We start from the raw sequence: 21808 nt of genomic DNA, 5'->3' as shown, positions 1-21808 counted from the left end.
GCGCCGCGAGGCGGCCGCCCCGGGAGATGAGGCGATCAGGCGATCAGGCGACGAGGTCATCGATCTGGTTGATCGAGGTGCGCGAACCTTCCTCGACGCCCATGGCGAGCACGGTCTGGAGTCCCTCGCGTGACGCGAAGCTGGTCACGTAGATCGCCTGGGTCGCCCCGTCCTGCTCGGTGAAGGTGCTCACGCAGGTCGAGACGGGCAGATCCGGGTTCGGGGTGAAGCTCTCGTCCGCGAAGCCGTCCTCGTAGCTGAACGAGGAGGGCTCCTCCGTCGTGAGCACGTTCCAGTACCCGTAGAAGCGTTCTCCCTCCGGCCCGGTCATGTAGTAGGTGACGCGACCGCCCGGTGCGAGGTCGTGGTCGACCACCGTCGCCGGGTACTCCGGCGGGCCCCATACCCTCTCCAGCTGCCGCGGGTCCGCGTAGATGTCCCAGATGCGCTGCAGGGGCGCCGCGAACTGCGCGGTGATGGTCAGGGTGAGGGCGTCGAGGTCGTGGCTGATGTCGGTGACAGGCATGGTCAGTCCTTCGGAGGGGAGGGCGGGGCCGGGGCCGGACCGGCCTCGGCGTCGAGGAGGTCGTCGATGCGGGCGATGCGCTCGCGCCAGACGGCCTCCAGCTCGGTGAGCAGCTGCGCGGCGGAGCGCACGGTGCTGGCATCGCCCCGGGTCAGGGTCTCCCGGCCGGTGCGCCGGCGGGTGAGCAGGCCTGCTCGTTCGAGCACGCCGACGTGCTTCTGCACGGCGGTGAGACTCATCGAGTAGTTCCTGGCCAGGGACGATACCGATTGTTCGGTGACCAGGACGCGCCGCAGGATGTCGCGTCGGGTCCTGTCCGAGAGGGCGTGGAACCAGGCGTCGGCCCGGTCGTCGTCGATCTGATGCACGCCACGAACCTACAACCTTGTGGTTGTGGATTGCAAAGCATCCTTCACACGATCTTCATTAAAGGGTTCTTGGCAGTAAGGCAAAGAAATCGTAAAGTCGCTTCCGGGGGCGACGTCGTTCCCTGCCGGAGCCGACGAGGCGATCCGCCTCGGGCCGGGCCGAGTTCACGGGGGAGTGGACGAGATGTCTGCACGGACGGATGGTGGGCGCCGAGTGCGCAGAGGATCGATGATGATGGCCGTGATGGCGACAGGAGCACTCCTGAGCGCCTGCGGGGGAGCTCCGGCTCCCGACGGCGCTGAGGGGGCGCAGGACAGAGGAGCTCAGGGGCAGGGTGCGGTGGCGGCGGATGCCGGTGCGGCAGCGGGCGCGGGGGCCGACGCCGCCGCGGAGGAGACGGGGCAGGCCGGTGATCAGGGGTCTCAGGGGGAGAGCGCCGAGCATCGCCACGACGCGGACCGGGGGAACGGCGGTCAGCGAGCCGACGGCTCGGGTGATCCTGCCCCCGTCGATCGTCCTGCCGATTGGGCAGGGACCATCTCGGCGCAGACGCTCCCGGCCTCCGGCGGGACGCAGTACCTCCTGATGAACTACCTCTACGGGGACCAGCAGACGAGCACATCGCTGACCGGTGACGAGGTCGCGGGCCAGGAGTTCTTCGCCGGCAAGCAGGTCGAGTGCGAGGGGGTCGCCTCGCTGGCAGGGGCATCAGCGAGCTGCCTGCTCGCCGACGGATCGCAGGAGATCCCGCTCGAGGCGCGACTGGTGCCGACCGCCTTCGGGCACTCGGCGCTCCTGCTCAGCGCCGACGAGGACGGGCTCACCGATCTCTCGATCCCGCACGGCACACCGGTCGCGTTCTGGGGTGCGGAGGTGGCGGAGCTCGGGGACGTCACCGCAGAGGACGTCGAGAGTGCCGCCTTCAACGCGGTGCTGATGGCCGATCGGCCTGACGGCGACGTTCCGCCGGAGATCACCATCGACTGCACCGTGCTCGACGGCGGCACCCATGCCACCTGCGAGGTGGCCGGCACGTCCGACGGCGGAGGCGACGGCACCTGGTACGCCACGGCGCAGCCGGGGTACCGCCCCGGGGTCTCGTACCTGTTCTCCCAGCTCCCGGCCTGACCGGGGCAGGGCAGGGTGGGGGCCCTGCTCTGCGACGCCGATGCGCCGCGCTTCCCGGGGAGGGGGAGGCGCGGCGCATCGTGCTGTGCGCACCGGCGATCCTGCGGTGGATCCGTCCTGGCCGCCCCGGCGTGCCGGGGTGGGTCCGCGCCTATGCTCGACCCATGGCACAGCAGAAGGGGGACTCGCCCGGCTACGACTGGGAGCGCGGGGCCCTCCCGTCGAATGCTGGTCCGTCAGGGCCTGCAGGTGCTGTCGATCATCCCCGCATGGCCGACCATCCGGGCACTGCCGGCCATCCAGGCACTGCCGAGCGTCCGCTCCCGGGCGCCGCCGGTCCGTACGGCATCCCTGACCTGCGGGGGAGCTCGGGGCCGACGGGGGCTGGAGGCTTGGATCCGCAGGACGAGCGCCCCTCTCGCGGGATCCCGCCGTGGGCGATCGTCGCGATCGTCGCGCTGCAGGTGGTGGCCCTGGTCGGCTCCGTCGGCCTGATCGTCGGCGGAGCGCTGCGGCTGCTCGACCAGGATGCGGAGCCCGCCGCCGCTCCGGCCACGCGTTCCGGGCCTCCCGAGGAGGCCGTGCCGGACAAGAGCCCCGGGGTCGTCACCGATGCCCAGGGCGAAGAGCTCGCGGACGGCACCGGCGGCTTCGACGACCCGGCCGTCATCGGCGAGCACACCCTCAGCTGGACCACGTGGACCGCCGGCACGATCAGCGTGAGCGCCCTCGATGTGGATCTGGACGCAAGCCTTCCGGGCGCTCAGGGCGCGGACGCGGTCGAGGACGGCTACCGGCTGATCGAGGTGACCTATCAGGTCCTCTACGAGGGGCCGGGGCAGCTCGCCCCCGTCGAGGAGCTGTGGATCTCCGGCGAGTCCCACCGCGCTTACTACCAGGACATCGCGCAGGGTCTGCTCCCCGATCCGATGGAGGAGGTGCGGCCGCTCGGCGACGGGCAGAGCGCCGAGTTCCGCAGCCTGCTCCTGGTCCCCGACGGAGAGCTGGACGGCCTCCGGCTCGGCGTGGAGACCTACAACGGCGAGATCCTCTACTTCGGCCCGCAGTGACCTCGGTGCGCTAGCGTTGCCCGGGACGCGCGGATCGCCGCGCCCCGCACGCCACGCTGAGGAGGGGGACCCCGGCGCACGCCCGGCACACCATGGACCAGTCATCTCCCCGCACACCCCGCACCGAGCCGATGGGCATCGGCGGGCCCGACGGGCAGCGCCCCCGCTCCTCCCGGACCTCCTTCTACGTCGGCATCGGATGCGTCGCCGTGATCCTGGGGCTGGTGCTCGGCGTCGGCGGTTTCTTCGGGGTGCGTGCTGTGACCGGCGGCGACCCGACGCAGACCGCCACCACGGATCCCGCCGGGACCGGAGAGTCCCTGGAGGTCGCGCCGGAGGGCAAGGAGGCGGCGGTGCCGCTCGGCACCTCCTTCCCCGTCGTCTCGCCCGACGAGTTCACCGGTGAGGTGCAGGTGGCCGTCACCGAGATGGACTGGGACGCGACCGCGGAGGTCGCAGAGGCCAACGAGTACAACGATCCCCCGGGCTCCGGCGAGAAGTACGTCCTGGCCACCATGGAGGCGGCCTTCCACGGCGAGGGAACCCTCTCGACCACGTTCTGGGTGAGCGTCACCTATGTGGCCGAGGACGGCGCGGAGTACGGGAACAGCTATGCCATCACCCCGCTCGCCTCCCAGCTGCCCTGGGAGGTCTCCGACGGGACATCCTTCTCCCAGCAGACCGCCTTCCTGATCCCGCAGGACGCCCCCGAGGGCGGACACATCGTGCTCACCCCGACCTCCGGCGTGGATCTCGCCACGGGCACCTGGGTGACTGCGGCCTGACCTCGCCGGATCGCAGTGACCGCGGTGGACACCGGCCCGCGCCCTGAGGCATGATCTATCTGAAACCCGCGGTATCAGACAACCGTGCGGGGATCCGCCACCCCTCGACGAAGAGATCGCGAAAGGTCACCGATGAGCAGCTACACCGAGCACATCACCCGAGTCCTCACGGAGGATCACGAGCACCCAGGCGTCGGCACCGTGGCCGTGCTGACCTTCGCCCCGCCCGAGGGCGAGGAGAAGCGGCCCGCGACCCTCGGCCCCCGCTCCATCGACGCCGTCACCGGTGCGATCGACGCAGCGCTCGACCGCGCCGAGGCCGGGGAGGTCCAGGCGATCGCCCTGACCGGCACCGGGCGCGTCTTCCTCGCCGGCGCTGATCTGTCGATGTTCGCCGATCCCACCGCCGTCTCGAACGTCGAGGCCATGACCCGCGCCGCCCATGCGCTGCAGATCCGCGTGCGCACCAGCTCCGTCCCGGTCCTCGCGCACCTCAACGGCGTCGCGCTCGGCGGCGGCCTCGAGGTCGCGCTGATGGCCGACGTCCGCACCGCCCCCGCCGGTCTGAAGGGGCTCGGCGTGCCCGAGACCAGCCTCGGGATCCTCCCCGGCTGGGGCGGCACCACGCTCCTGCAGTCCGTCGTCGGCCCCGAGACCGCCGTGCGGATGATCCTCGAGGACCCCGCCCGCGACAAGCAGGTCGGCGCCGACGAAGCGCTCGAGATCGGGCTGATCGATGAGATCGCCGAGGACCTCGACGAGGCGCTCGACGAGTTCGCCGCGCTGATCGCCGCCCACGTCGACGTCGACGAATCCGATACCGACATCGTCGACCCGAGCGTCGTCGAGGCCGTCGCCGCGGCCTCCCCGATCCCCGGTGCCTGGGCAGGCCGAGAGGCCCCCCTGCCCGGCGTCGACACCCCCGAGGCCGAGGCGCTGCTCGACGCCCTCGACGCCGCGCACGGCAGCGCCGAGACCCGTCGCACCTGGGCCGCCCGGCTCGAGAACCAGGGTGCGCCGGCCGTCGCCCGCGCCCTCGACCTGCTCCAGAAGCTGCCCGGCTCCACCCTGGAGGACGCCCTCGCCCGGGAGGCCGACGCGCTCGCCGAGCTCGTCCGCACCGACGCCGCCGCGGCCTCGATGTACAGCGCCGAGCTGCTGCGCCGCGGCAAGCCCGGCCGTCGGCCCGTCGACGGAGCGCGCGAGATCCAGCGCGTCGGCGTGGCCGGCGCCGGGCTCATGGCCGCCCAGATCGCCGCGCAGCTCGCCCTCGGGCTGCAGGTCCCCGTGATCATGCGCGACCTCGACGAGGCCACGGCCGCGAAGGGGCTTGCCGCCGCCCGCGAGGTCATCGCCCAGACCGCGGCCCGCGGCCGGATCGACGAGGAGACGGCCACGACGATCGCCGCCGCGCTCGACGCCACCACCGACCTGCAGCAGCTCGCCGACTGCGACCTCGTGCTCGAGGCGGTCCCCGAGGTCCTGACGATCAAGAAGTCCGTGTTCGCTGAGCTCGAAGGCGTCCTGGCCGACGACGCGCTGCTGGTCACGAACACCTCCTCGCTGTCGGTCACCGCGATGTCCGAGGGGCTCGCCCACCCCGAGCGGGTCGTGGGCCTGCACTTCTTCAACCCGGTCGCGAAGATGCCCCTGGTCGAGGTGATCCACACCGAGGCCACCGACGAGGCGACGCTCGCGACCGGCCTCGAGGTGGTGCGCCGGCTGCGGAAGTTCGCGGTGCGCAGCGCCGATGCTCCCGGGTTCATCGTCAACCGCCTGCTGTTCCGGGTGCTCGGCGGGGTGCTCGCACCGCTCGACGCCGGGGCGGATCCGGCCGAGGTCGATGCCTCCCTGGACGCCCTCGGCCTGCCGATGCGACCGTTCGCCCTGCTGGATCTCGTGGGCCTCGGCGTCGCCGACCACGTCGGCACCGTGCTCCAGGGGGAGCTCGGCGACCGCTTCCACGCCTCGCCGGGCCTCTCCGTGATGGCGGAGAAGTCCGCACACTTCACCGAGCGCGGCCGGGACGCCGTGCATCCGCCCGTCTCCCCGACGGTCGCAGAGGTCTTCGGGGCCGACGGCGCGGGCACAGCCGACGGGGCGGGCGCGGCCGGCTCCGAGGCGTCGGCCCTCGTCGGCGACGCCCTGCTGGAGCGGGTCCGCGACGGGCTCGCGGAGGAGATCGCGATCATGCTGGACGACGGCGTCGTCGAGCGGCCCGAGCAGATCGACCTGGCGCTCATCCTCGGCGCGGGCTTCCCGCGGCATCGCGGCGGGATCACCCCGTACCTCGACGCCACCGGCACGTCCCAGCGGGTGGCCGGGCGCAGCTTCCACGGGGAGATGTTCACCCGGGGGTGAGCTCGATCGCCGTCCCATCGTGACCGGATAGCGATCTGGAGGGCGTCTCCCCGCCCGGTCGTCCACGTACGATGTGGCGATCGGGCCCAGGGGGGTTCGGCCTCACACAGACGTGTCGGGAGAGAGGGGACGGTGCCGGGTACGGCGCCGGAGGAGACTATGTCGCAGCCACCGCAGAACGGATGGGGCCAGCAGCCCCAGTCCGGTGACCCATTCGGCCAGGATCCGCAGGGCGGCTACGGCCAGCCGTCACCGAACGGTGGATACGGCCAGGGTCAGCAGGACCAGCAAGGGTTCGGGCAGGACCAGCAGGGCTTTGGCCAGGGTCAGCAGGGCTACGGCCAGGAGTCCGCGAACGGCGGGTACGGCCAGCAGTCCGCGAACGGCGACTACAACCAGCCGACGCAGCAGGACCAGCCCGGCGGCTTCGGGGATGCTCCGGCCTTCGCGCCGACCTTCGGAGGCGGCGGCCCGGGGCAGACAGAACAGCTGCCCGTGAAGAAGGGCCCCGGCAAGCTGCCGTTCATCATCGGCGGCTGCTGCGTGCTGCTCGTGCTGGCGCTGATCGTCGTCGGTGGAGGGATCTTCCTCTTCTCGCGCGGCGGCGAGCCCACCGGCGGCGGTGGCGGCGAGACCACCACCGAGGAGGAGACCACGGAGGAGGAGACCACCACCGAGGAGGAGACCACGGAGGAGGAGACTCCCACCGAAGAGGCCACCACCGAGGAGGAGGCGACCTCGGAAGAGGCCACCACCGAGGAGTCCGCCCCGGCGGGCGACGGCAAGGGCACCGAGGACGCCCCCTACGCACTCGGGGAGACCTTCACGATCGAGGACGGGGACGGCGGCAAGCTCGACGTCACCATCGGTGAGGTGAACTGGGACGCGACCGACGCGGTCATGGAGGTCAGCAGCTCCAACACCGCTCCCGGGGACGACTCGACGTACATCCTCGTGCCCGTGAAGATGACGTACCACGGTGACGGCACGGCCGAGCCGGGCTTCGCGCTGATGGTCGAGTACGTGTCGAGCGCCGGGAACACCTACTCCGACGAGTACGCGATGACGCCCAACGACTGGCTCGACGTCGGCACCCTCCACGACGGGGGCACCGGCGAGTGGGACACCGCCATGATCGTCCCCAAGGATCAGATCAAGGACGGCTCCTTCACCGTCGAGGCGCTCCTGGACTTCACGACGGAACCCACCTGGGTCGCCGCGTCGTGAGTCAGCCGCGAGACTGACCGGAGTCCCGTGCACGCACGGTTCGAAGAAAGCAGCCTGGCACGCTCAACGCGTGCCAGGCTGCTTCTTTCTGCGCCGGGGAACCTCGGGGCTGCTCAGCGCCGCGGGGCGGCCCAGGTCTCGAGCCGCTCGAGGGACTGCTCGATCGTGGCCCGGGACTTGCAGAACGCGAGCCGCAGGTACGAGCTCGCCTCGCCGGCCTGCCCATCCCGGTAGAACGCGGACAGCGGGATCCCCACCACGCCGGCCTCCCCGGGCAGGCGCTCACACAGGTCAGCGGCATCGGTCTCGCCGAACGGCGCGGCGTCGGCCACCGCGAAGTACCCGGCCTCCGGGACGCTCACGCGGAACCCGATCGAGCGCAGTCCGTCGGTGAGCAGGTCGCGCCGCTCACGGAGGTCCTGGGCGAGGTCGTGGAAGGCCGAGGTGGGCATCGTGAGGCCGGCGGCGACAGCAGGCTGGAAGGGTGCGCCCGAGGAGTACGTGAGCCACTGCTTGAGGCTCATGATCGCGGTGATCAGCTCGGGCCGGGCGGTGATCCAGCCGATCTTCCAGCCGGTCACGGAGAAGGTCTTGCCCGCCGAGGAGATCGACACGGTGCGGTCCTTCGCGCCGGGCAGCGTCGCGATCGGCAGATGCGCGGGACCGAAGGTCAGGTGCTCGTAGACCTCGTCGGTCACGATGATCGCGTCGTGCGCGGCGGCCTCGTCGACGATCGCCTGCAGCGCCCCCACCCACAGCATCAGGCCGGTGGGATTGTGCGGCGTGTTCACCAGCACCAGACGCGTGCGGTCGGAGAACGCGGCGCGGAGGTCCGCCTCCGCGACGTCGAGCACCAGGTCGCCGTCATCGCCCGTGCGCGAGGTGATCGGGACCGTGCGGTGCACGCCGCCCGCGAGGGCGATGATCGCCGCGTACTGGTCGTAGAACGGCTCGAGAGTCACCACCTCGTCGCCGGGCTCCACGAGCGCCAGGATCGTCGCGGCCAACGCCTCGGTGGCCCCGGTGGTCACCAGCACCTCGCTGGCGGGGTCCCAGCGCAGCCCGTACCACTGGGACTGGTGCTCGGCGATCGCCTCACGCAGCACACTCTCGCCGAGACCCGGCGGGTACTGGTTCTGACCGGCCCGGATCGCGGCGACCGCGGCATCGGCCACCACGGCGGGCGGGGCGTCGTCGGGGAAGCCCTGCCCCAGGTTCAGCGCGCCGGTCTCGGCCGCCTTCGCAGACATGCGGGCGAAGACGGTGGGGCGGGCCTCGCCGTCGATGAGCAGGCCGGCCGCAGCAGCGGCGCGGGTCCAAGGGCCGGTGGTCTCCATGACCCGAGTCTGTCAGAGAGGGGCGCGGTCCGCCCAGGTGGTCCGGGGCGCGCCCGACGATCTCCGCAGCGTTGGGGGAGCAACGGCAGGGGATTCAACAACGGGGGATTCAACGGCGGGGGAACACGAAGCGTCCATAGGTGACGTAGCGGAACGACGTCGAGACGATCTGTCCGATCAGCGTGCCGGAGATGTTGTCGGCCAGCAGCGAGTCCAGCCCCAGCGCGTACCGGGAGAAGCCCAGGCAGGACAGCTGCAGCCCGGAGGCGATCACGTTGATCAGGACGAACAGCATGATCGACCGGGTGGTGTCCGGGCGCGGGCGGTCGCCGAAGGTCCACAGGCGGTTGCCGAGGTACGTCAGGCACGACGCGGCGGCGATCGTGAGCACCTTCGCCGTGAGCGGGTTGGCGTGCATGAGGCCTTCGCCCCAGCCCTGGGTGGGGTGCCAGAACACCAGCAGGTTGTACATCGCGGCGTCCAGGAGGAACACCAGCCCGCCGACCACCAGGAACTTCAGCGTCGAGGCCAGGTGATCATCGATCAGGCCGCGAAGGGGAGGACGCTGGGTGCGTGGGGTGCGTGGGGTGCGTGGGGTGCGTGGGGTGCGCGGCGGGCGCTGGGTCGACGGACGTGGTCGCCGCCCGGGAGCCTGCCGCTCGTCCGTCCCGGCGAGCTCGAGGGACGAGCAGGAGTCCCAGCCGGGGAAGGGTGTCGACGGATGATCGCCCGATGCGTGCGCTCCAGCCGCTCGACCGTCCGTCGGCCGGACATCCGTCGTCCCGTCGGTCGACGCCTGCCCGTCGTCCGGTTGCGGGGAGGTGTCGGTCCCGGGGGTGCTCGGCGCGCCAGACCCGGACGTCAGGGAGCGCGCGGACCGGGCCGGGTCCGCGATATCCGCCGGGGTCTCGGGGGTCAGCACGCCCGGCACTGTACCCGAGGCGTTAGGATCGGCCTCCTGTCGCAGCGACGGGTCGGAGGCACCTCACATCGAGGCCTCCGAACCCTGGGAGCGCGCGGCACGACCGTTGCGACGGGTCCGGCACCGCCCGGCGCCCTGGGAGCGCGCGGTCACGGCCGCAGCATCGGCCCCGTCGCCCGTCCGGACGCTCGCCCCGCCGGGCGACCCCGTCGGACGGCCTCGTCGGGCCGATCGCCGTGCGGCGCACACGATCACCACCTCGCAGGAAGAGAACGCCATGACTCACATCGCCCTCACCATCGCCGGCTCCGAGACCACCGGAGGCGCCGGGGCGCAGACCGACCTGAAGACCTTCCACCAGCTGGGGACCTTCGGGACCGCGGCCCTGACCTGCATCGTGTCCTTCGATCCGAAGAACGACTGGGGGCATCGCTTCGTGCCCGTGGAGCCGCAGGTCATCGCGGATCAGATCGAGGCCACCACCGCGGTGCACGACATCGACACCGTGAAGATCGGCATGCTCGGCACGCCCGCCACGATCGACGCCGTCGCCGCTTCGCTCGCCGAGCGCAGCTTCACCAACGTGGTCCTGGACCCGGTGCTGATCTGCAAGGGCCAGGAGCCCGGTGCCGCCCTGGACACCGACAATGCGCTCAAGGAGAAGATGCTGCCCCTGGCCACCTTCGTCACGCCGAACCACTTCGAGGCCCTCGCCCTGTCGGGGATGGAATCCATCGAGAGCGTCGCGGAGCTCACCGAGGCCGCGAAGCGCATCCACGACACCTACGACGTGATCGTGCTGGCCAAGGGCGGCGTGGTGCTCGAGGGCGAGGACGCGGTGGACGTGTTCTACGACGGAGACCAGACCGTCGAGCTGCGCAGCCCCAAGATCGGCCAGGAGCGGGTCTCCGGCGCCGGCTGCACGCTCGCCGCCGCCGTCACCGCCGAGCTGGCCAAGGGCGCCACCCCGCTCGAGGCCGCTCGCGTGGCGAAGGACGTCGTGGTCAGCTCCATCGAGAACCGTCAGGGCGGCCATGCGCCCTTCGAGGCCGTCTACCAGGGCAACTACCGGGCCTGATCTGCCGGTCGGCCGGTCGGCTGGTCGGCTGGTCTGCCGGTCTGCAGGGCTGCTGGATCGCCGAGTTGCTGACTCGGCCGGGCTGATTGGGCGGGGCCGTCTGGGCGCATCGCATCCACTGGCGGGCAGTGTGCAGGGAGCCGCTATATGGCGGATCCTGGGCACCTGGCGCCCGTGGGTGCGCAGGGTGACGCCCCTGGTCACGAAATCGTTCCGACATGCGATCGATCGAGGCCTGATCTGGACAGATGCCCCGATTCCGCGCATTCTCGGACCATGAGTGACAGCAGCATGCCCACGGGAGCGCACCGCGCGGAGATTCCGGGAGCGCACCGCGCGGAGACTCCGGCAGCGCACGACGCTGGGCGGTCCGACCCCGGGACGGACAGTTCCGGCACCGCCGGGACGGTCGGGCCCACGGACGGTTCCGGCACCGCCCGGACGCCCCGCGCCTCCCGTTCCGGCGGCGCCCCGAAGGAGATCGGCGAGGCGCTGATCTCGCTGCGCGGGGTCGACAAGTTCTTCGGCGACTTCCAGGCGCTGAAGACCATCGACCTCGACATCCACCGCGGTGAGGTGGTCGCGCTGATCGGGGCGTCCGGCTCCGGCAAGTCCACCCTGTGCCGCTGCATCAACCGCCTCGAGACCATCACCGACGGTGAGATCACCATCGACGGCGAGCGTCTGCCCGAGGAGGGCAAGGACCTCACCCGGCTGCGCAGCGACGTGGGCATGGTGTTCCAGAGCTTCAACCTCTTCCCGCACCTCAAGGCGATCGACAACGTGACCCTCGGCCCGCGCAAGGTGCGCGGCGCGAGCAAGGCGGAGGCCGAGCAGCAGGCCCGGGAGCTCCTCGAGCGCGTGGGCCTCGCGGACAAGGCGAACTCCCTGCCCACCGCGCTCTCCGGCGGCCAGCAGCAGCGCGTGGCCATCGCCCGTGCCCTGGCGATGAGGCCCAAGGCGCTGCTCTTCGACGAGCCCACCTCCGCCCTGGACCCCGAGGTCATCAACGAGGTGCTCGACGTGATGGGCGAGCTCGCGGAGCAGGGCATGACGATGCTCGTCGTGACCCACGAGATGGGTTTCGCCCGCCATGTGTGCGACCGCGTCGTCTACATGGACCAGGGCGAGATCGTCGAGCAGGGCGAGCCCGAGGAGTTCTTCACCGCCCCGCGCAGCGACCGCGCCAAGGCTTTCCTGTCCAAGATCCTCGCGCACTGACGCCCGCCACGCACCGACCCCCACCGAGAGACCGGAGAGACCCATGACCAGCACGAGCTTCCGTCCCCGCCGCCGCGCGATCGTCGCCGCCGCGGCCGCCCTGCCCCTCGTGGGCCTCGCCGCCTGCGGCTCCGACACGGGAGACGGCCCCGACCTCGGCGGCGGCGCCGCTGGCGGTGACGAGGAGGGCTCGCCCTTCGCCGACGTGATCGCCTCGGGCCCCGTCGCCGACGATGACGCGATCTCCGGTAGCGCCTGGGCCGCGGCCATCAAGGAGAAGGACCAGCTGATCCGCGGCGGCACCGTCGCCAACCAGGTCTTCTCCCTCGCCTCCACCACCGGAGGCCAGCCCACCGGCTTCGACGCCGGGATCACCCAGCTGCTGGCCAAGTACATCCTCGGCGAGGGCGGCGAGGAGAAGGTCGAGTACATCGACACCACCGTCGAGACCCGCGAGACCCTGGTCGAGAACGGGACCGTGGACTGCGTGATCGCGACCTACTCGATCACCCCCGAGCGGCTCGAGGTCATCGACTTCGCCGGCCCCTACTACCTCTCGGGCACCGCGGTGCAGGTCCGCGCCGAGGACGCGGAGAAGATCTCCGGTCCCGACGATCTCACCGGCCTGAAGATCGTCACCCAGTCGAACTCCACCGGCGTCCAGGCCGCGGAGGAGTTCATCCCGGACTACGACGCCTCCCTCGTCCAGACCCTCCCGGACAACGAGTCCTGCGTCGCCGCGCTCAAGCAGGGCCGCGCCGACGCGTACGTGCTGGACCAGGGCGTGCTGCTCGGCAACTCCGCCGCGGACCCGGAGGTCGCCGTGGTGGGCGAGCCCTTCGTCGACGACCCCTATGGCATCGGCCTGTCGAAGGAGAGCGAGGGAGCGGTCGACTTCGTCAACACCTTCCTGCAGGAGCTGATCGACTCCGGCACCTGGGAGGCGCTGTGGACGGCGACGATCGGCGAGGTCGTCGACGGGGAAGCGCCGGAGCCGCCCACCCCCGGCGACCTGCCCTCCTGACGGTCGTCGGCGCCCGTCGGACGCACGTCGTCCGACGGGCCGCCGCCCTGTCGGCCGCAGTCGCCCGGCCGACGGTCGGCGCCCTGCCGACGGCCGGTCCCTGACCCCCTTCCCCCGATCGCACCGAGAGGCATCTGATGGACGCCATCCGCGAGAACATCCCGCTGCTGCTGCAGGGCATCGGGACCACGGTCGCGCTGACCGTGCTCGGCTACGTGTTCGCACTGGTCGTCGGCACCGCGATGGCGGTGGCGCGGGTCAGCCCGATCCCGCCGCTGCGCTGGGCGGCGACCGTGTACGTGGAGATCTTCCGCAACATCCCGCTGCTGAGCCTGCTGATCCTCATCGCCTTCGGCCTGCCGGACGTGGGGCTGCGCCTGCCGTACTTCTGGTGCGGGGTGCTGGGGCTGACCCTGTCCTCGGCGGCGTTCGTGTGCGAGAACGTGCGCTCGGGGATCAACACGGTGCCCGTCGGCCATGCGGAGGCGGCGCGCTCGATCGGGCTGGGCTTCTTCGGGACGCTGCGCTTCGTGGTGCTGCCGCAGGCGTTCCGCTCGATGGTGCAGCCGCTGGTGAACGTGTTCATCGGCACCGTGATCGGCTCAGCCCTGTGCTCGGCGATCGCGGTGCAGGAGGTCACCTGGGTGACGCAGACGCTGAACATCCGCTACGCACAGGCGGTGCTGATGTTCCTCATCGCCGGCGCCGCCTATCTGGTGCTCTCGCTCGGCGGGGCGGCGCTCGGCGGCGTGATCGAGCGGGCCGTCTCCCCGGGCAGCGGGCGTGACCGCTCGCGGGCCGGCTCCGCGCTCGACGTGACGGCAGGAGCGCAGGCATGACTTTCACTGCGACCCAGGTCCTCTTCGACGCGCCCGGCCCGAAGGGGCGTCGGCGCATCCTGCTGCTGTCCGTCCTGAGCGTCGTGGTGATCCTCGCGCTGCTCGCGGCGGCGCTGTGGCAGTTCCAGTCCAACGGGCAGCTCGACCCGGGCAAGTGGATCGTCTACCTGCGCGTGGACTACCTCGCGTTCCTCTGGCAGGGGCTGTGGGGGACGCTCAAGGTCACCGCGCTCGCCGCCGTGGTCGCGTTCCCGCTCGGGCTGCTGCTGGCCCTCGCGCGGCTCTCCCGCCTCCGGGTGCTCAGCGCGCTCGCGGCGGTGTGGATCGAGTTCTACCGCGGCATCCCGATGCTGCTGGTCGTGTACGCCTTCCTGCTGGCGCTGCCCGCCTTCGGCGTGACCTTCCCACGGTTCTGGATGCTGGTGATCCCGATGATCCTGGTCTCCTCCGCGACCACCGCCGAGGTGTTCCGCGCGGGCATCAACGCGGTGGACCGCGGCCAGCACGAGGCCGCGGCCGCGATCGGGCTCTCGCGGCGCGACGCCATGGCCTCGGTGGTGCTGCCGCAGGCGGTGCGCCTCGTGCTGCCGAGCCTGATCCTGGCCCTGGTCACGCTGCTCAAGGACTCGACCCTCGGCTACGTGGTCAGCTACAACGAGCTGCAGTTCCAGGGCAAGACGCTCGTGTCGATCACCCGCTACCTGGTGCAGACCTATCTCGTCGTCTCCGTCATCTACATCGTCATCAACTTCCTGCTCACCCGCGTGGCGCTCGCGCTCGACGCGCGGATGAAGGCCCGGGCCGCCGCGTCCTGAACCAGGCCGTCGCGACGCCTCGTCGGCGACCGGTCTCGTCCGTCGGTCCGCGGCCGACGAGCCCGCCGCAGCAGGGGAAGGAGAGCTCTCATGTGCCGTCTGCTCGGCGTCGTCTCCCGCGGCGAGCGCCCGCTGCCCGAGATCCTCCCGGAGGAGCTGCCGCTGTTCACCGCCCTCTCCGAACGGCACAAGGACGGCTGGGGCGTGGCCTGGTATCCCTCGGGGACGGGGGCCGACGGCAGGGATGACCCGGCGCCGCTCGTCCCGCACCTGCGCCGAGGCACCGACACCGCCCGCGCCTCGAACGCCTACGGGGACGCGGTCGCGGAGGCGCGCGGCGAGGTGATCGTGGTGCACCTGCGCCGGGCGAGCGTGGGCCTGGCGCTGACCCCGGAGAACACCCACCCCTTCGTCGAGGGGGAGATGACCTTCAGCCACAACGGCCAGTTCGACCTCTCCGACCAGCTGCGCGAACGGATCCTCGCTCGCGGCGGCCGCGCCCCGCTCGGCACCACCGACTCCGAGCTGTTCCTCTCGCTGATCACCGCCTGGGCGGGCGAGCTCCCGCCGCGGGAGGGGCAGGCGGACTGGGCGCTCGCGATCCAGCACGCGGCCGCCGATCTCACCGCGCTGTCCCTGGACCTCTTCGGCCGCCCGCCCGAGTCGCTGAACTGCCTGCTCACCACGCCCGGCACGCTCGTCGCCTTCGCCCAGCACGATCCGCCCCAGGCCCCGGCCGATCAGCCGACGGAGGTGTACGACCTGCGCTGGCGCGCCGACCACGACCGGGTGCTCGTCTCCTCGACCGGCTACCCGCAGCCCGGCTTCACGACCCTCGACCAGGGTGCGGCGCTGACCGTGCACCGCGGCACGCTGCGGGTCCAGGAGCACCCGCCGCTGCCGGCGGCGAGCTGAGGGTCAGGACACCGCGGAGAACGGACGACATCGGTGGAGCATGCCGACAGGAGCGAGCGGAGGCGCGACCGATCAGGCTCCTGACCGCGACATTTGGGACGACTGTCCAGCGCTATTAGTCTGGAGCGATGACCGCACTGCGCCGCCGCACACTGCTCGCCGTCGTCCTCGCCGGAGGCACGGTGACCGCCTGCACGGAGCAGGACGACTCCGCGACGGACGGCACCGGTGGCGCGAGCGACGGCGGCGGCGAGGCGGCCGACCCGGGCGCCGTCGTCGCTGAGGGTTCGTTCTTCCTGCGGCACACCGAGGTCGCCGTCCGTGTCCACCCCATCGTGCGCAGCGGTGAGCACCTGGTGCTCACCGTCGACCTGACGGCCGAGGGCGACGCCGCCGAGTTCGAGGATCAGTACGTCGTCGGTGGGACCCTCACGGGGGAGGTGACCTCTGCCTGGTCCGACGGCTGGGGTTCTGCGAGCGGAGGGGACACGAGGGACTTTCTCGGCGTGCGCCTGGTGGATCTCGCCGGCGATCAGGTCGCCTCCACGGCCGTGGACGCCGAGGGGAAGACGGTCGGCGTCCGGGCCGACAACGGAGAGACCGCCGACTCCGGCACGCAGGCCCTCGCCGGCACCGTGCAGATCGCCTTCGCGGATCCCGGCACGGACGCCCTCGCCGTCTACCTCCCGAAACTCCCCCTGGTCACCGACGTGCCCGTCATCGAGGCCGAGGTCCCCGGGGTCGAGGGTGCCGAGGAGCAGCTGGACCTCGCCGCGATCGAGGACGCGCCGCTCGAGCCGATGCTCCTGCTGTCTCAGGACCTCGCCGAGCCGCTCCGGGAGACGCGGGAGGTGGGGACCACGACCGTCGCGATCAGCTCCGACGTGCTGTTCGACTCGAGCTCGTCCGAGCTCGACGAGGCAGCGAAGAGCGCCCTGGACGAGGCCGCGCGGCGGATCGAGTCCCACGAGCCCGGTCCCGTGACGGTCATCGGCCACACCGACTCCGTCGACTCCGACGCCTCGAACCTCACCCTCTCGAAGGAGCGGGCCGCCGCCGTCGCGACGGCGCTCGAGAAGCGGCTGGACACCTCCGACTACGAGCTGTCCACCGACGGCAAAGGCGAGGCCGAGCCCATCGCCTCCAACGACACCGAGGACGGCAAGGCGCTGAACCGCCGCGTCGAGATCGTGCTCGAGACCCCGCTGCGCGAGGAGGAGGTGACCCGCGAGATGCCCGAGTTCGAGGGGAGGGCCGGCACCGCTGCCGAGGGCGTGCGGTTCGACGGCAGCGAGCAGTGGGTGCTGCGCCCCTTCGACCTCCAGCTCGGCGCCGCCCGGATGCTCGAGGACCACCTCGTCGTCACTCTCGAGGTCACGCCGAGGGATGAGGACCGCAGCGGCGTGACGGGGATCGGGCAGTTCGACGACGGCATCGGAATGCCCACCGAGCCCGACGGCGTCAGCACGTACACCCTGCTCGCCAGCAGCGGCGCGGTCGGGGTGCTCGTGGGCAGTGTGCTCACCTACCCTGCCTTCCATCGGGCCGGCGGGCCCGCGGAGACCACCCGCCCGCTCACCGATCTCTCCCTGAACACGGCGGCCGACGGCGGGGTGCCGCGGATCATCGAGCTCGTCTTCCCCCGCGACATCGCGGGCGTCGAGGCCGGTGCGGAGGTCGCGCTGCAGTACGGGACAACCGGGCCGCTGGCCTTCGCCAACGAGTCGACCTGGCGGATGACCGAGGTGCCGATCGGGGCGTGAGGCCGCCGCGCCCGGGACGGAGGGGCGCGCCGCTCTTCGCCCGCCGTCACCCAGGGGCGATACTGTGGGAACCCTCGGCGCTCTGCGGCTCGGACAGGTCGGTCCCCGGATCCCCTGATCGCGGTCGACCCCGCCCCTCACCCCACGACGCCCCGTCAGGAGGCCACGTGATCGGTTTCGAGAACGTCCGCAAGGAGTACCCCGGCGGCACCCTCGCCGTCGAGGACTTCACCCTCGAGATCGCCTCTCACGAGGCCGTCGCGCTCGTGGGCACCTCCGGCTCCGGCAAGACCACCCTCATGCGCATGATCAACCGGATGGTCGACCCGACCTCCGGGCGCGTCACGATCGACGGCGAGGACGTCGCCGCGATGGACCCGGTGCGCCTGCGCCGCTCCGTCGGCTACGTCATGCAGGCCTCGGGACTGCTGCCCCATCGCACCGTGCTCGACAACATCACCACCGTCCCCGTGCTGCGCGGCACCGCGAAGGGCGCGGCGCGCGAGCGTGCCCGCGAGCTCATGGACACCGTCGGCCTGGACCCCGCGCTCGCCACCCGCTACCCCGGGCAGCTCTCCGGCGGCCAGCAGCAGCGGGTGGGCGTGGCCCGCGGTCTCGCGGCCGACCCGAACATCCTGCTCATGGACGAGCCCTTCGGGGCCGTGGACCCCATCGTGCGCCGCGAGCTGCAGCAGGAGCTGATGCACCTGCAGCGCGATCTCAAGAAGACGATCGTGTTCGTCACCCACGACATCGACGAGGCCTTCCTCATCGGCGATCGCGTGGTGCTCCTCAAGCCCGGTGGCGTCATCGCCCAGATCGGCACCCCGCAGGAGATCCTCGCGGAGCCGGCCGACGACTTCGTGGCGAGCTTCGTGGGCGCGGACCGCGGGGTCCGCACTCTGCACGTCGAACGGGTCGACGGGCGCGACGTCGTGGTCGACGCCGACGGGCGCGCCGCCGGCGTGCTGGAGACTCGCGCCGCCGCAGGGCGTGGGTCCGCGGGCGACGGGTCGACGGGCGAGAGCTCCTCGGGTGACCTGCCCTCCGGAGACCAGCCGACGGGGGCGACCTCGCCGTGAGCTGGGTGCTCGAGAACCTCGACGTGATCGCGGGCTACACCGGCTCTCATCTGCTGCAGGCCATCCCGCCGATCCTGGTCGCGTTCGTGCTGTCGCTGCCGCTGGCGAAGCTGGCCAACTCCCGCGGCTGGCTGCGCACCGGCGTCACCACCACCTCCGGACTGATGTACGCGATCCCCTCGCTGCCGCTGTTCGTGCTGCTGCCCGGCCTCCTCGGCACCGGTGTGCGCAGTCCGCTGAACATCTCGATCGCCCTGTCGCTGTACGGGCTCGCGCTCATGGTGCCGGCGGCGTCGGACGCCTTCCGGTCCGTGAGCCGGGACGTGCTCGGCTCGGCGACGGCCCAGGGGTATGCGCCGTCGGCTCGCTTCCTGCAGGTCGAGCTGCCGCTGGCGGGCCCCGTGCTGCTGGCCGGGGTGCGCGTCGTCGCGGTCAGCACGATCTCGCTGGTCACCGTCGGCGGTGTGCTCGGCGTTCCCAGTCTCGGCATGCTCTTCGTGGATGGGTTCCGCCGCGGCATCCTCGCCGAGATCGGGGCCGGCGTGGTGCTCACCGCAGTGCTCGCGCTGCTCACCGACGCCCTGCTGGTGCTGCTGGGAAGGGCGCTCATGCCGTGGTCACGGACCAGCACCCGACCCCGCACCAGGGCCCGACCCCGTACGCAGGCGCAGACCCAGCCCCAGACCGGGCCCCAGACGCAGGCCGGGTCCCCGTCGCCGGCGCAGAGCAATGCGGGGAGGCAGTCATGAACGGCAACCCGTACCTCGAAGCCTTCGCCTGGCTCGGGGATCCCACGCACTGGTCCGGGCCCTCCGGGATCCCGATGCGCACCCTCGAGCACCTCGGCTACACCGTGCTGGGCGTGGCCGTCGCCGCCCTGATCGCCATCCCGCTGGGCCTGTTCGTGGGCCACACGGGGATCGGCAAGGGGATCGCGGTGACCGCCGCCGGTGCCGCCCGAGCCCTGCCCACCCTGGGCCTGGTCACCCTGTTCGCCCTGATGGTGGGGATCGGGCTCACCGCGCCGATGCTCGCCTTCGTGATCCTCGCGATCCCGTCCCTGCTGGCCGGGGCCTCCTCGGCCGTCGAATCCGCGGATCCGGCCACTGTCGATGCCGCCCGCGCGCAGGGGATGACCGAATGGCAGATCCTCACGCGGGTCGAGGTGCCGCTGGGGATGCCGCTGATCGTCGGCGGTTTCCGCGGGGCGACCGTGCAGGTCGTGGCCACGGCGATGCTCGCCGCCTACGTCGGGAACGGGGGCTTGGGCCGCTACATCTTCCTGGGGCTCGGCTCCCAGGACTACCCGCAGATGATCGCCGGGTCCGTGCTGGTGATCGCCCTCGCCCTCGTGCTCGACCTCGCCCTGCTGCTGACCCAGCGACTGACCCTGCCCCGCGGCACCCGTCCCGCCTGACCGCCCGCCCGCCTGACTGCCTGATCGCCCGCCCACTCGATTGCCCACCACGATCGCAAAGCCCCGCCTGTCTCAAGGAGAATCATGTCCATCCACAGCACCCGTCGTCACCTGCTCGGCGCGCTCTGTCTCGGCGGCGTCGCACTCGGCGCGGCCGCCTGCAGCTCCTCGGATCCCTTCGCGGAGGAGGACGGCGCCGGCGGCGGCTCATCGGACGGCGGCGGTTCGGCCGATGCCGGCACGATCGTCGTCGGCTCGCAGGCGTACTACTCCAACGAGATCATCGCCGAGCTGTTCGCCCAGGTGCTCGAGAAGGCCGGCCTCACCGTCGACCGCCAGTACCAGATCGGCCAGCGCGAGGTGTACCTCCCCGAGCTCGAGAGCGGCGCGCTCGATGTGATGCCCGAGTACACGGGCAACCTGCTGCAGAACTACGAGCCCGACGCGGAGTCCGCGAGCCCCGAGGAGATCCACTCGGCGCTGTCCGAGGTGCTCCCGGACGGGCTGCGCCTGCTGCCCTTCGCGCAGGCCACCGACCAGGATTCGTACACCACGACCTCCGACTTCGCGAGCTCGAACTCCCTGACCACGATCGCGGACCTCGCCGGCCTCAAGGACCTGAAGATCGCCGCCAACAGCGAGTTCGAGGTGCGCCCCTATGGTCCCGAGGGCGTCAAGACGGTCTACGGCGTGGACGTCACCGTGGTCCCCGTCGAGGACGGCGGCGGGCCGCTGACCGTCCAGGCCCTGACCGACGGGGACGTGCAGCTCGCGGACCTCTACACCTCCGACCCCGCGATCATCGCGAACGATCTGGTGCCGCTCGAGGATCCCGAATCGCTGATCCTCCCGCAGAACGTGGTGCCGGTCGTCTCGAAGAAGGTCGACGATGATGCCGCGGCGGCGATCACCACGGTGATCGAGGCGCTCAGCGCCGACGACCTCGTCGAGCTGAACCGGCGCAGCGTCGAGGAGCAGGCGAGCTCCGCGGACATCGCGAAGGGCTGGCTGGGGGAGAAGGGCCTGGTCTGATGCGTATCGCGGTCACGGGAGCCACCGGGAAGGTCGGCGGGGAGGTCGCGCGCCTGCTCACGATCGAGGCCGACGGAGAGGGCCGGCTGCGCCTGATCGTCCGGGACGCGGCACGGGCCCCGCGGGAGCCCGGCGCGGAGATCGCGGTCGCGGACTTCTCCGACGCCGCAGCCTGTCGCGCCGCGTTCGCGGACGTCGACGCCCTCCTGCTGGTCTCGGCCGGGGAGGCCGTGGACCGCATCGAGCAGCATCGCACCGCGATCACGGCCGCCGCGGAGGCCGGGGTGGGCCATATCGTCTACACCTCGTTCCTCGGGGCGTCGCCGAGCGCCGAGTTCACGCTCGCCCGTGATCATGGCGCCACCGAGCAGCTGCTCCGGGACTCGGGCGTGGCCTGGACGTTCCTGCGCGACAGCTTCTACGCCGACGTGCTGCTCGACTTCGCCGGCGAGGAACGCCTGATCCGTGGCCCGGCCGGGGTGGGCCGCTGCGCGTACGTGGCCCGCGCGGACGTCGCCGAGGTCGCTGCGAGGATCCTGCGCGACCCTGCCCCGTGGGCTGGGCGGGCCCTGGACCTCACCGGTCCGGTCGCCGTCACCCTCGGGGAGGCCGCGCTGCTGATGACCCGGGCGCGCGGTGCCGAGTACGAGTACGTCGACGAGACGCTCGAGGAGGCGCGTGCCTCCCGGGCCCCGTACGGAGCCCCCGACTGGCAGGTCGACGCCTGGATCAGCACGTACACCGCGATCGGGTCGGGCGAGCTCGACGTGGTCAGCGGGGACGTCGAGCTCGTGCTGGGCCGGGCTCCCCGCACGCTCGAGGAGACCGTCGCGGATCCGCTGTGATCGCCCCGGATCTGCTATGACCAGCGGCGATGACCGGGCGGTCGGCTCGCGG

General features: G+C 71.6%; 21 protein-coding genes. 17 read left to right on the top strand and 4 right to left on the bottom strand.

The window, feature by feature from the left end:
• Positions 1-43 precede the first annotated feature (43 nt).
• Both ABD093_RS12565 and ABD093_RS12560 read right to left on the bottom strand, forming a co-directional pair.
• Positions 44-526 carry an SRPBCC family protein gene (locus ABD093_RS12565; RefSeq protein ID WP_343924870.1) on the bottom strand — a complete coding sequence of 161 codons (483 nt, stop codon included), beginning with the start codon at positions 524-526 and terminating at the stop codon, positions 44-46.
• 2 nt (positions 527-528) lie between these two features.
• A complete protein-coding gene (locus tag ABD093_RS12560) occupies positions 529-894 on the bottom strand; it encodes an ArsR/SmtB family transcription factor (protein ID WP_343924868.1) in 366 nt (121 codons plus the stop codon).
• A 229-nt stretch (positions 895-1123) separates the two neighbouring features.
• Between ABD093_RS12560 and ABD093_RS12555 the strand changes: the two genes are divergently transcribed.
• The 5 genes from ABD093_RS12555 to ABD093_RS12535 all read left to right on the top strand — a co-directional run bounded on the left by ABD093_RS12555 (position 1124) and on the right by ABD093_RS12535 (position 7466).
• The gene (locus ABD093_RS12555) at positions 1124-2023 is read left to right on the top strand and encodes a hypothetical protein (RefSeq protein ID WP_343924866.1); all 900 of its coding nucleotides are present in this window, start codon (positions 1124-1126) and stop codon (positions 2021-2023) included.
• Positions 2024-2187: 164 nt separating this feature from the next.
• On the top strand, positions 2188-3093 hold the full coding sequence (locus ABD093_RS12550) for a hypothetical protein (protein WP_343924864.1): 906 nt from the start codon (positions 2188-2190) through the stop codon (positions 3091-3093).
• 92 nt (positions 3094-3185) lie between these two features.
• Positions 3186-3878, top strand: a complete 693-nt coding sequence (locus tag ABD093_RS12545) for a hypothetical protein (RefSeq protein WP_343924862.1) — start codon at positions 3186-3188, stop codon at positions 3876-3878.
• Positions 3879-4010: 132 nt separating this feature from the next.
• Positions 4011-6239, top strand: coding sequence for a 3-hydroxyacyl-CoA dehydrogenase NAD-binding domain-containing protein (locus tag ABD093_RS12540; RefSeq protein WP_343924860.1), 2229 nt, complete (start codon positions 4011-4013; stop codon positions 6237-6239).
• 159 nt (positions 6240-6398) lie between these two features.
• Positions 6399-7466 carry a hypothetical protein gene (locus tag ABD093_RS12535; RefSeq protein WP_193116934.1) on the top strand — a complete coding sequence of 356 codons (1068 nt, stop codon included), beginning with the start codon at positions 6399-6401 and terminating at the stop codon, positions 7464-7466.
• A 113-nt stretch (positions 7467-7579) separates the two neighbouring features.
• On the opposite strand, the gene ABD093_RS12530 is transcribed toward ABD093_RS12535, so the two are convergent.
• Positions 7580-8803 (bottom strand): aminotransferase class I/II-fold pyridoxal phosphate-dependent enzyme, encoded by a 1224-nt coding sequence (locus ABD093_RS12530; protein ID WP_193116935.1) that lies wholly within the window; start codon positions 8801-8803, stop codon positions 7580-7582.
• A gap of 109 nt (positions 8804-8912) precedes the next feature.
• Positions 8913-9725, bottom strand: coding sequence for a GtrA family protein (locus ABD093_RS12525; protein WP_343924857.1), 813 nt, complete (start codon positions 9723-9725; stop codon positions 8913-8915).
• Positions 9726-10002: 277 nt separating this feature from the next.
• Here ABD093_RS12525 and ABD093_RS12520 point away from each other — a divergent pair, with 277 nt between their 5' ends.
• The 12 genes from ABD093_RS12520 to ABD093_RS12465 all read left to right on the top strand — a co-directional run bounded on the left by ABD093_RS12520 (position 10003) and on the right by ABD093_RS12465 (position 21756).
• Positions 10003-10803, top strand: a complete 801-nt coding sequence (locus tag ABD093_RS12520; protein ID WP_343924855.1) for a hydroxymethylpyrimidine/phosphomethylpyrimidine kinase — start codon at positions 10003-10005, stop codon at positions 10801-10803.
• Between the two features lie 276 nt (positions 10804-11079).
• Positions 11080-12024: an amino acid ABC transporter ATP-binding protein gene (locus ABD093_RS12515; protein WP_343924853.1), complete on the top strand. Its 945-nt coding sequence runs from the start codon at positions 11080-11082 to the stop codon at positions 12022-12024.
• A 43-nt stretch (positions 12025-12067) separates the two neighbouring features.
• Positions 12068-13048 (top strand): glutamate ABC transporter substrate-binding protein, encoded by a 981-nt coding sequence (locus tag ABD093_RS12510; RefSeq protein WP_343924851.1) that lies wholly within the window; start codon positions 12068-12070, stop codon positions 13046-13048.
• 137 nt (positions 13049-13185) lie between these two features.
• Complete coding sequence (locus tag ABD093_RS12505) at positions 13186-13887, top strand: amino acid ABC transporter permease (RefSeq protein ID WP_343924849.1); 702 nt, start codon at positions 13186-13188, stop codon at positions 13885-13887.
• Positions 13884-14702 (top strand): amino acid ABC transporter permease, encoded by an 819-nt coding sequence (locus ABD093_RS12500; RefSeq protein ID WP_343924847.1) that lies wholly within the window; start codon positions 13884-13886, stop codon positions 14700-14702. Before ABD093_RS12505 ends, ABD093_RS12500 begins: the two co-directional genes overlap by 4 nt.
• A gap of 90 nt (positions 14703-14792) precedes the next feature.
• Positions 14793-15617, top strand: a complete 825-nt coding sequence (locus tag ABD093_RS12495) for a class II glutamine amidotransferase (RefSeq protein ID WP_343924845.1) — start codon at positions 14793-14795, stop codon at positions 15615-15617.
• A 128-nt stretch (positions 15618-15745) separates the two neighbouring features.
• Entirely contained in the window at positions 15746-17380 is a 1635-nt protein-coding gene (locus ABD093_RS12490; protein ID WP_343924843.1) for an OmpA family protein, read from the top strand.
• A 167-nt stretch (positions 17381-17547) separates the two neighbouring features.
• Complete coding sequence (locus tag ABD093_RS12485; RefSeq protein WP_343924841.1) at positions 17548-18462, top strand: ABC transporter ATP-binding protein; 915 nt, start codon at positions 17548-17550, stop codon at positions 18460-18462.
• Positions 18459-19211, top strand: a complete 753-nt coding sequence (locus ABD093_RS12480) for an ABC transporter permease (protein ID WP_343924839.1) — start codon at positions 18459-18461, stop codon at positions 19209-19211. Before ABD093_RS12485 ends, ABD093_RS12480 begins: the two co-directional genes overlap by 4 nt.
• Complete coding sequence (locus ABD093_RS12475; protein ID WP_193116942.1) at positions 19208-19879, top strand: ABC transporter permease; 672 nt, start codon at positions 19208-19210, stop codon at positions 19877-19879. The genes ABD093_RS12480 and ABD093_RS12475 overlap by 4 nt, the downstream gene beginning before the upstream one ends.
• Positions 19880-19963: 84 nt before the next feature.
• Positions 19964-20911 (top strand): ABC transporter substrate-binding protein, encoded by a 948-nt coding sequence (locus tag ABD093_RS12470; protein ID WP_343924837.1) that lies wholly within the window; start codon positions 19964-19966, stop codon positions 20909-20911.
• On the top strand, positions 20911-21756 hold the full coding sequence (locus tag ABD093_RS12465; protein ID WP_193116944.1) for an SDR family oxidoreductase: 846 nt from the start codon (positions 20911-20913) through the stop codon (positions 21754-21756). Before ABD093_RS12470 ends, ABD093_RS12465 begins: the two co-directional genes overlap by 1 nt.
• The last annotated feature ends 52 nt before the right edge of the window (positions 21757-21808 follow it).

Source organism: Brachybacterium tyrofermentans, from assembly GCF_039526165.1.
GTDB classification, from domain to species: Bacteria; Actinomycetota; Actinomycetes; order Actinomycetales; family Dermabacteraceae; genus Brachybacterium; species Brachybacterium tyrofermentans.
Note: the sequence above shows the minus strand (reverse complement) of the source record. Positions and strands in the feature narration are given on the sequence as shown.

What these genes read in the sequence shown, in the direction of transcription:
- ABD093_RS12565 (WP_343924870.1), bottom strand. Translation starts at nt 526, where the DNA reads ATGCCTGTCACCGACATCAGCCACGACCTCGACGCCCTCACCCTGACC.
- ABD093_RS12555 (WP_343924866.1), top strand. Translation starts at nt 1,124, where the DNA reads ATGATGATGGCCGTGATGGCGACAGGAGCACTCCTGAGCGCCTGCGGG.
- ABD093_RS12550 (WP_343924864.1), top strand. Translation starts at nt 2,188, where the DNA reads ATGGCACAGCAGAAGGGGGACTCGCCCGGCTACGACTGGGAGCGCGGG.
- ABD093_RS12545 (WP_343924862.1), top strand. Translation starts at nt 3,186, where the DNA reads ATGGACCAGTCATCTCCCCGCACACCCCGCACCGAGCCGATGGGCATC.
- ABD093_RS12540 (WP_343924860.1), top strand. Translation starts at nt 4,011, where the DNA reads ATGAGCAGCTACACCGAGCACATCACCCGAGTCCTCACGGAGGATCAC.
- ABD093_RS12535 (WP_193116934.1), top strand. Translation starts at nt 6,399, where the DNA reads ATGTCGCAGCCACCGCAGAACGGATGGGGCCAGCAGCCCCAGTCCGGT.
- ABD093_RS12530 (WP_193116935.1), bottom strand. Translation starts at nt 8,803, where the DNA reads ATGGAGACCACCGGCCCTTGGACCCGCGCCGCTGCTGCGGCCGGCCTG.
- ABD093_RS12520 (WP_343924855.1), top strand. Translation starts at nt 10,003, where the DNA reads ATGACTCACATCGCCCTCACCATCGCCGGCTCCGAGACCACCGGAGGC.
- ABD093_RS12515 (WP_343924853.1), top strand. Translation starts at nt 11,080, where the DNA reads ATGAGTGACAGCAGCATGCCCACGGGAGCGCACCGCGCGGAGATTCCG.
- ABD093_RS12510 (WP_343924851.1), top strand. Translation starts at nt 12,068, where the DNA reads ATGACCAGCACGAGCTTCCGTCCCCGCCGCCGCGCGATCGTCGCCGCC.
- ABD093_RS12505 (WP_343924849.1), top strand. Translation starts at nt 13,186, where the DNA reads ATGGACGCCATCCGCGAGAACATCCCGCTGCTGCTGCAGGGCATCGGG.
- ABD093_RS12500 (WP_343924847.1), top strand. Translation starts at nt 13,884, where the DNA reads ATGACTTTCACTGCGACCCAGGTCCTCTTCGACGCGCCCGGCCCGAAG.
- ABD093_RS12495 (WP_343924845.1), top strand. Translation starts at nt 14,793, where the DNA reads ATGTGCCGTCTGCTCGGCGTCGTCTCCCGCGGCGAGCGCCCGCTGCCC.
- ABD093_RS12490 (WP_343924843.1), top strand. Translation starts at nt 15,746, where the DNA reads ATGACCGCACTGCGCCGCCGCACACTGCTCGCCGTCGTCCTCGCCGGA.
- ABD093_RS12475 (WP_193116942.1), top strand. Translation starts at nt 19,208, where the DNA reads ATGAACGGCAACCCGTACCTCGAAGCCTTCGCCTGGCTCGGGGATCCC.
- ABD093_RS12470 (WP_343924837.1), top strand. Translation starts at nt 19,964, where the DNA reads ATGTCCATCCACAGCACCCGTCGTCACCTGCTCGGCGCGCTCTGTCTC.
- ABD093_RS12465 (WP_193116944.1), top strand. Translation starts at nt 20,911, where the DNA reads ATGCGTATCGCGGTCACGGGAGCCACCGGGAAGGTCGGCGGGGAGGTC.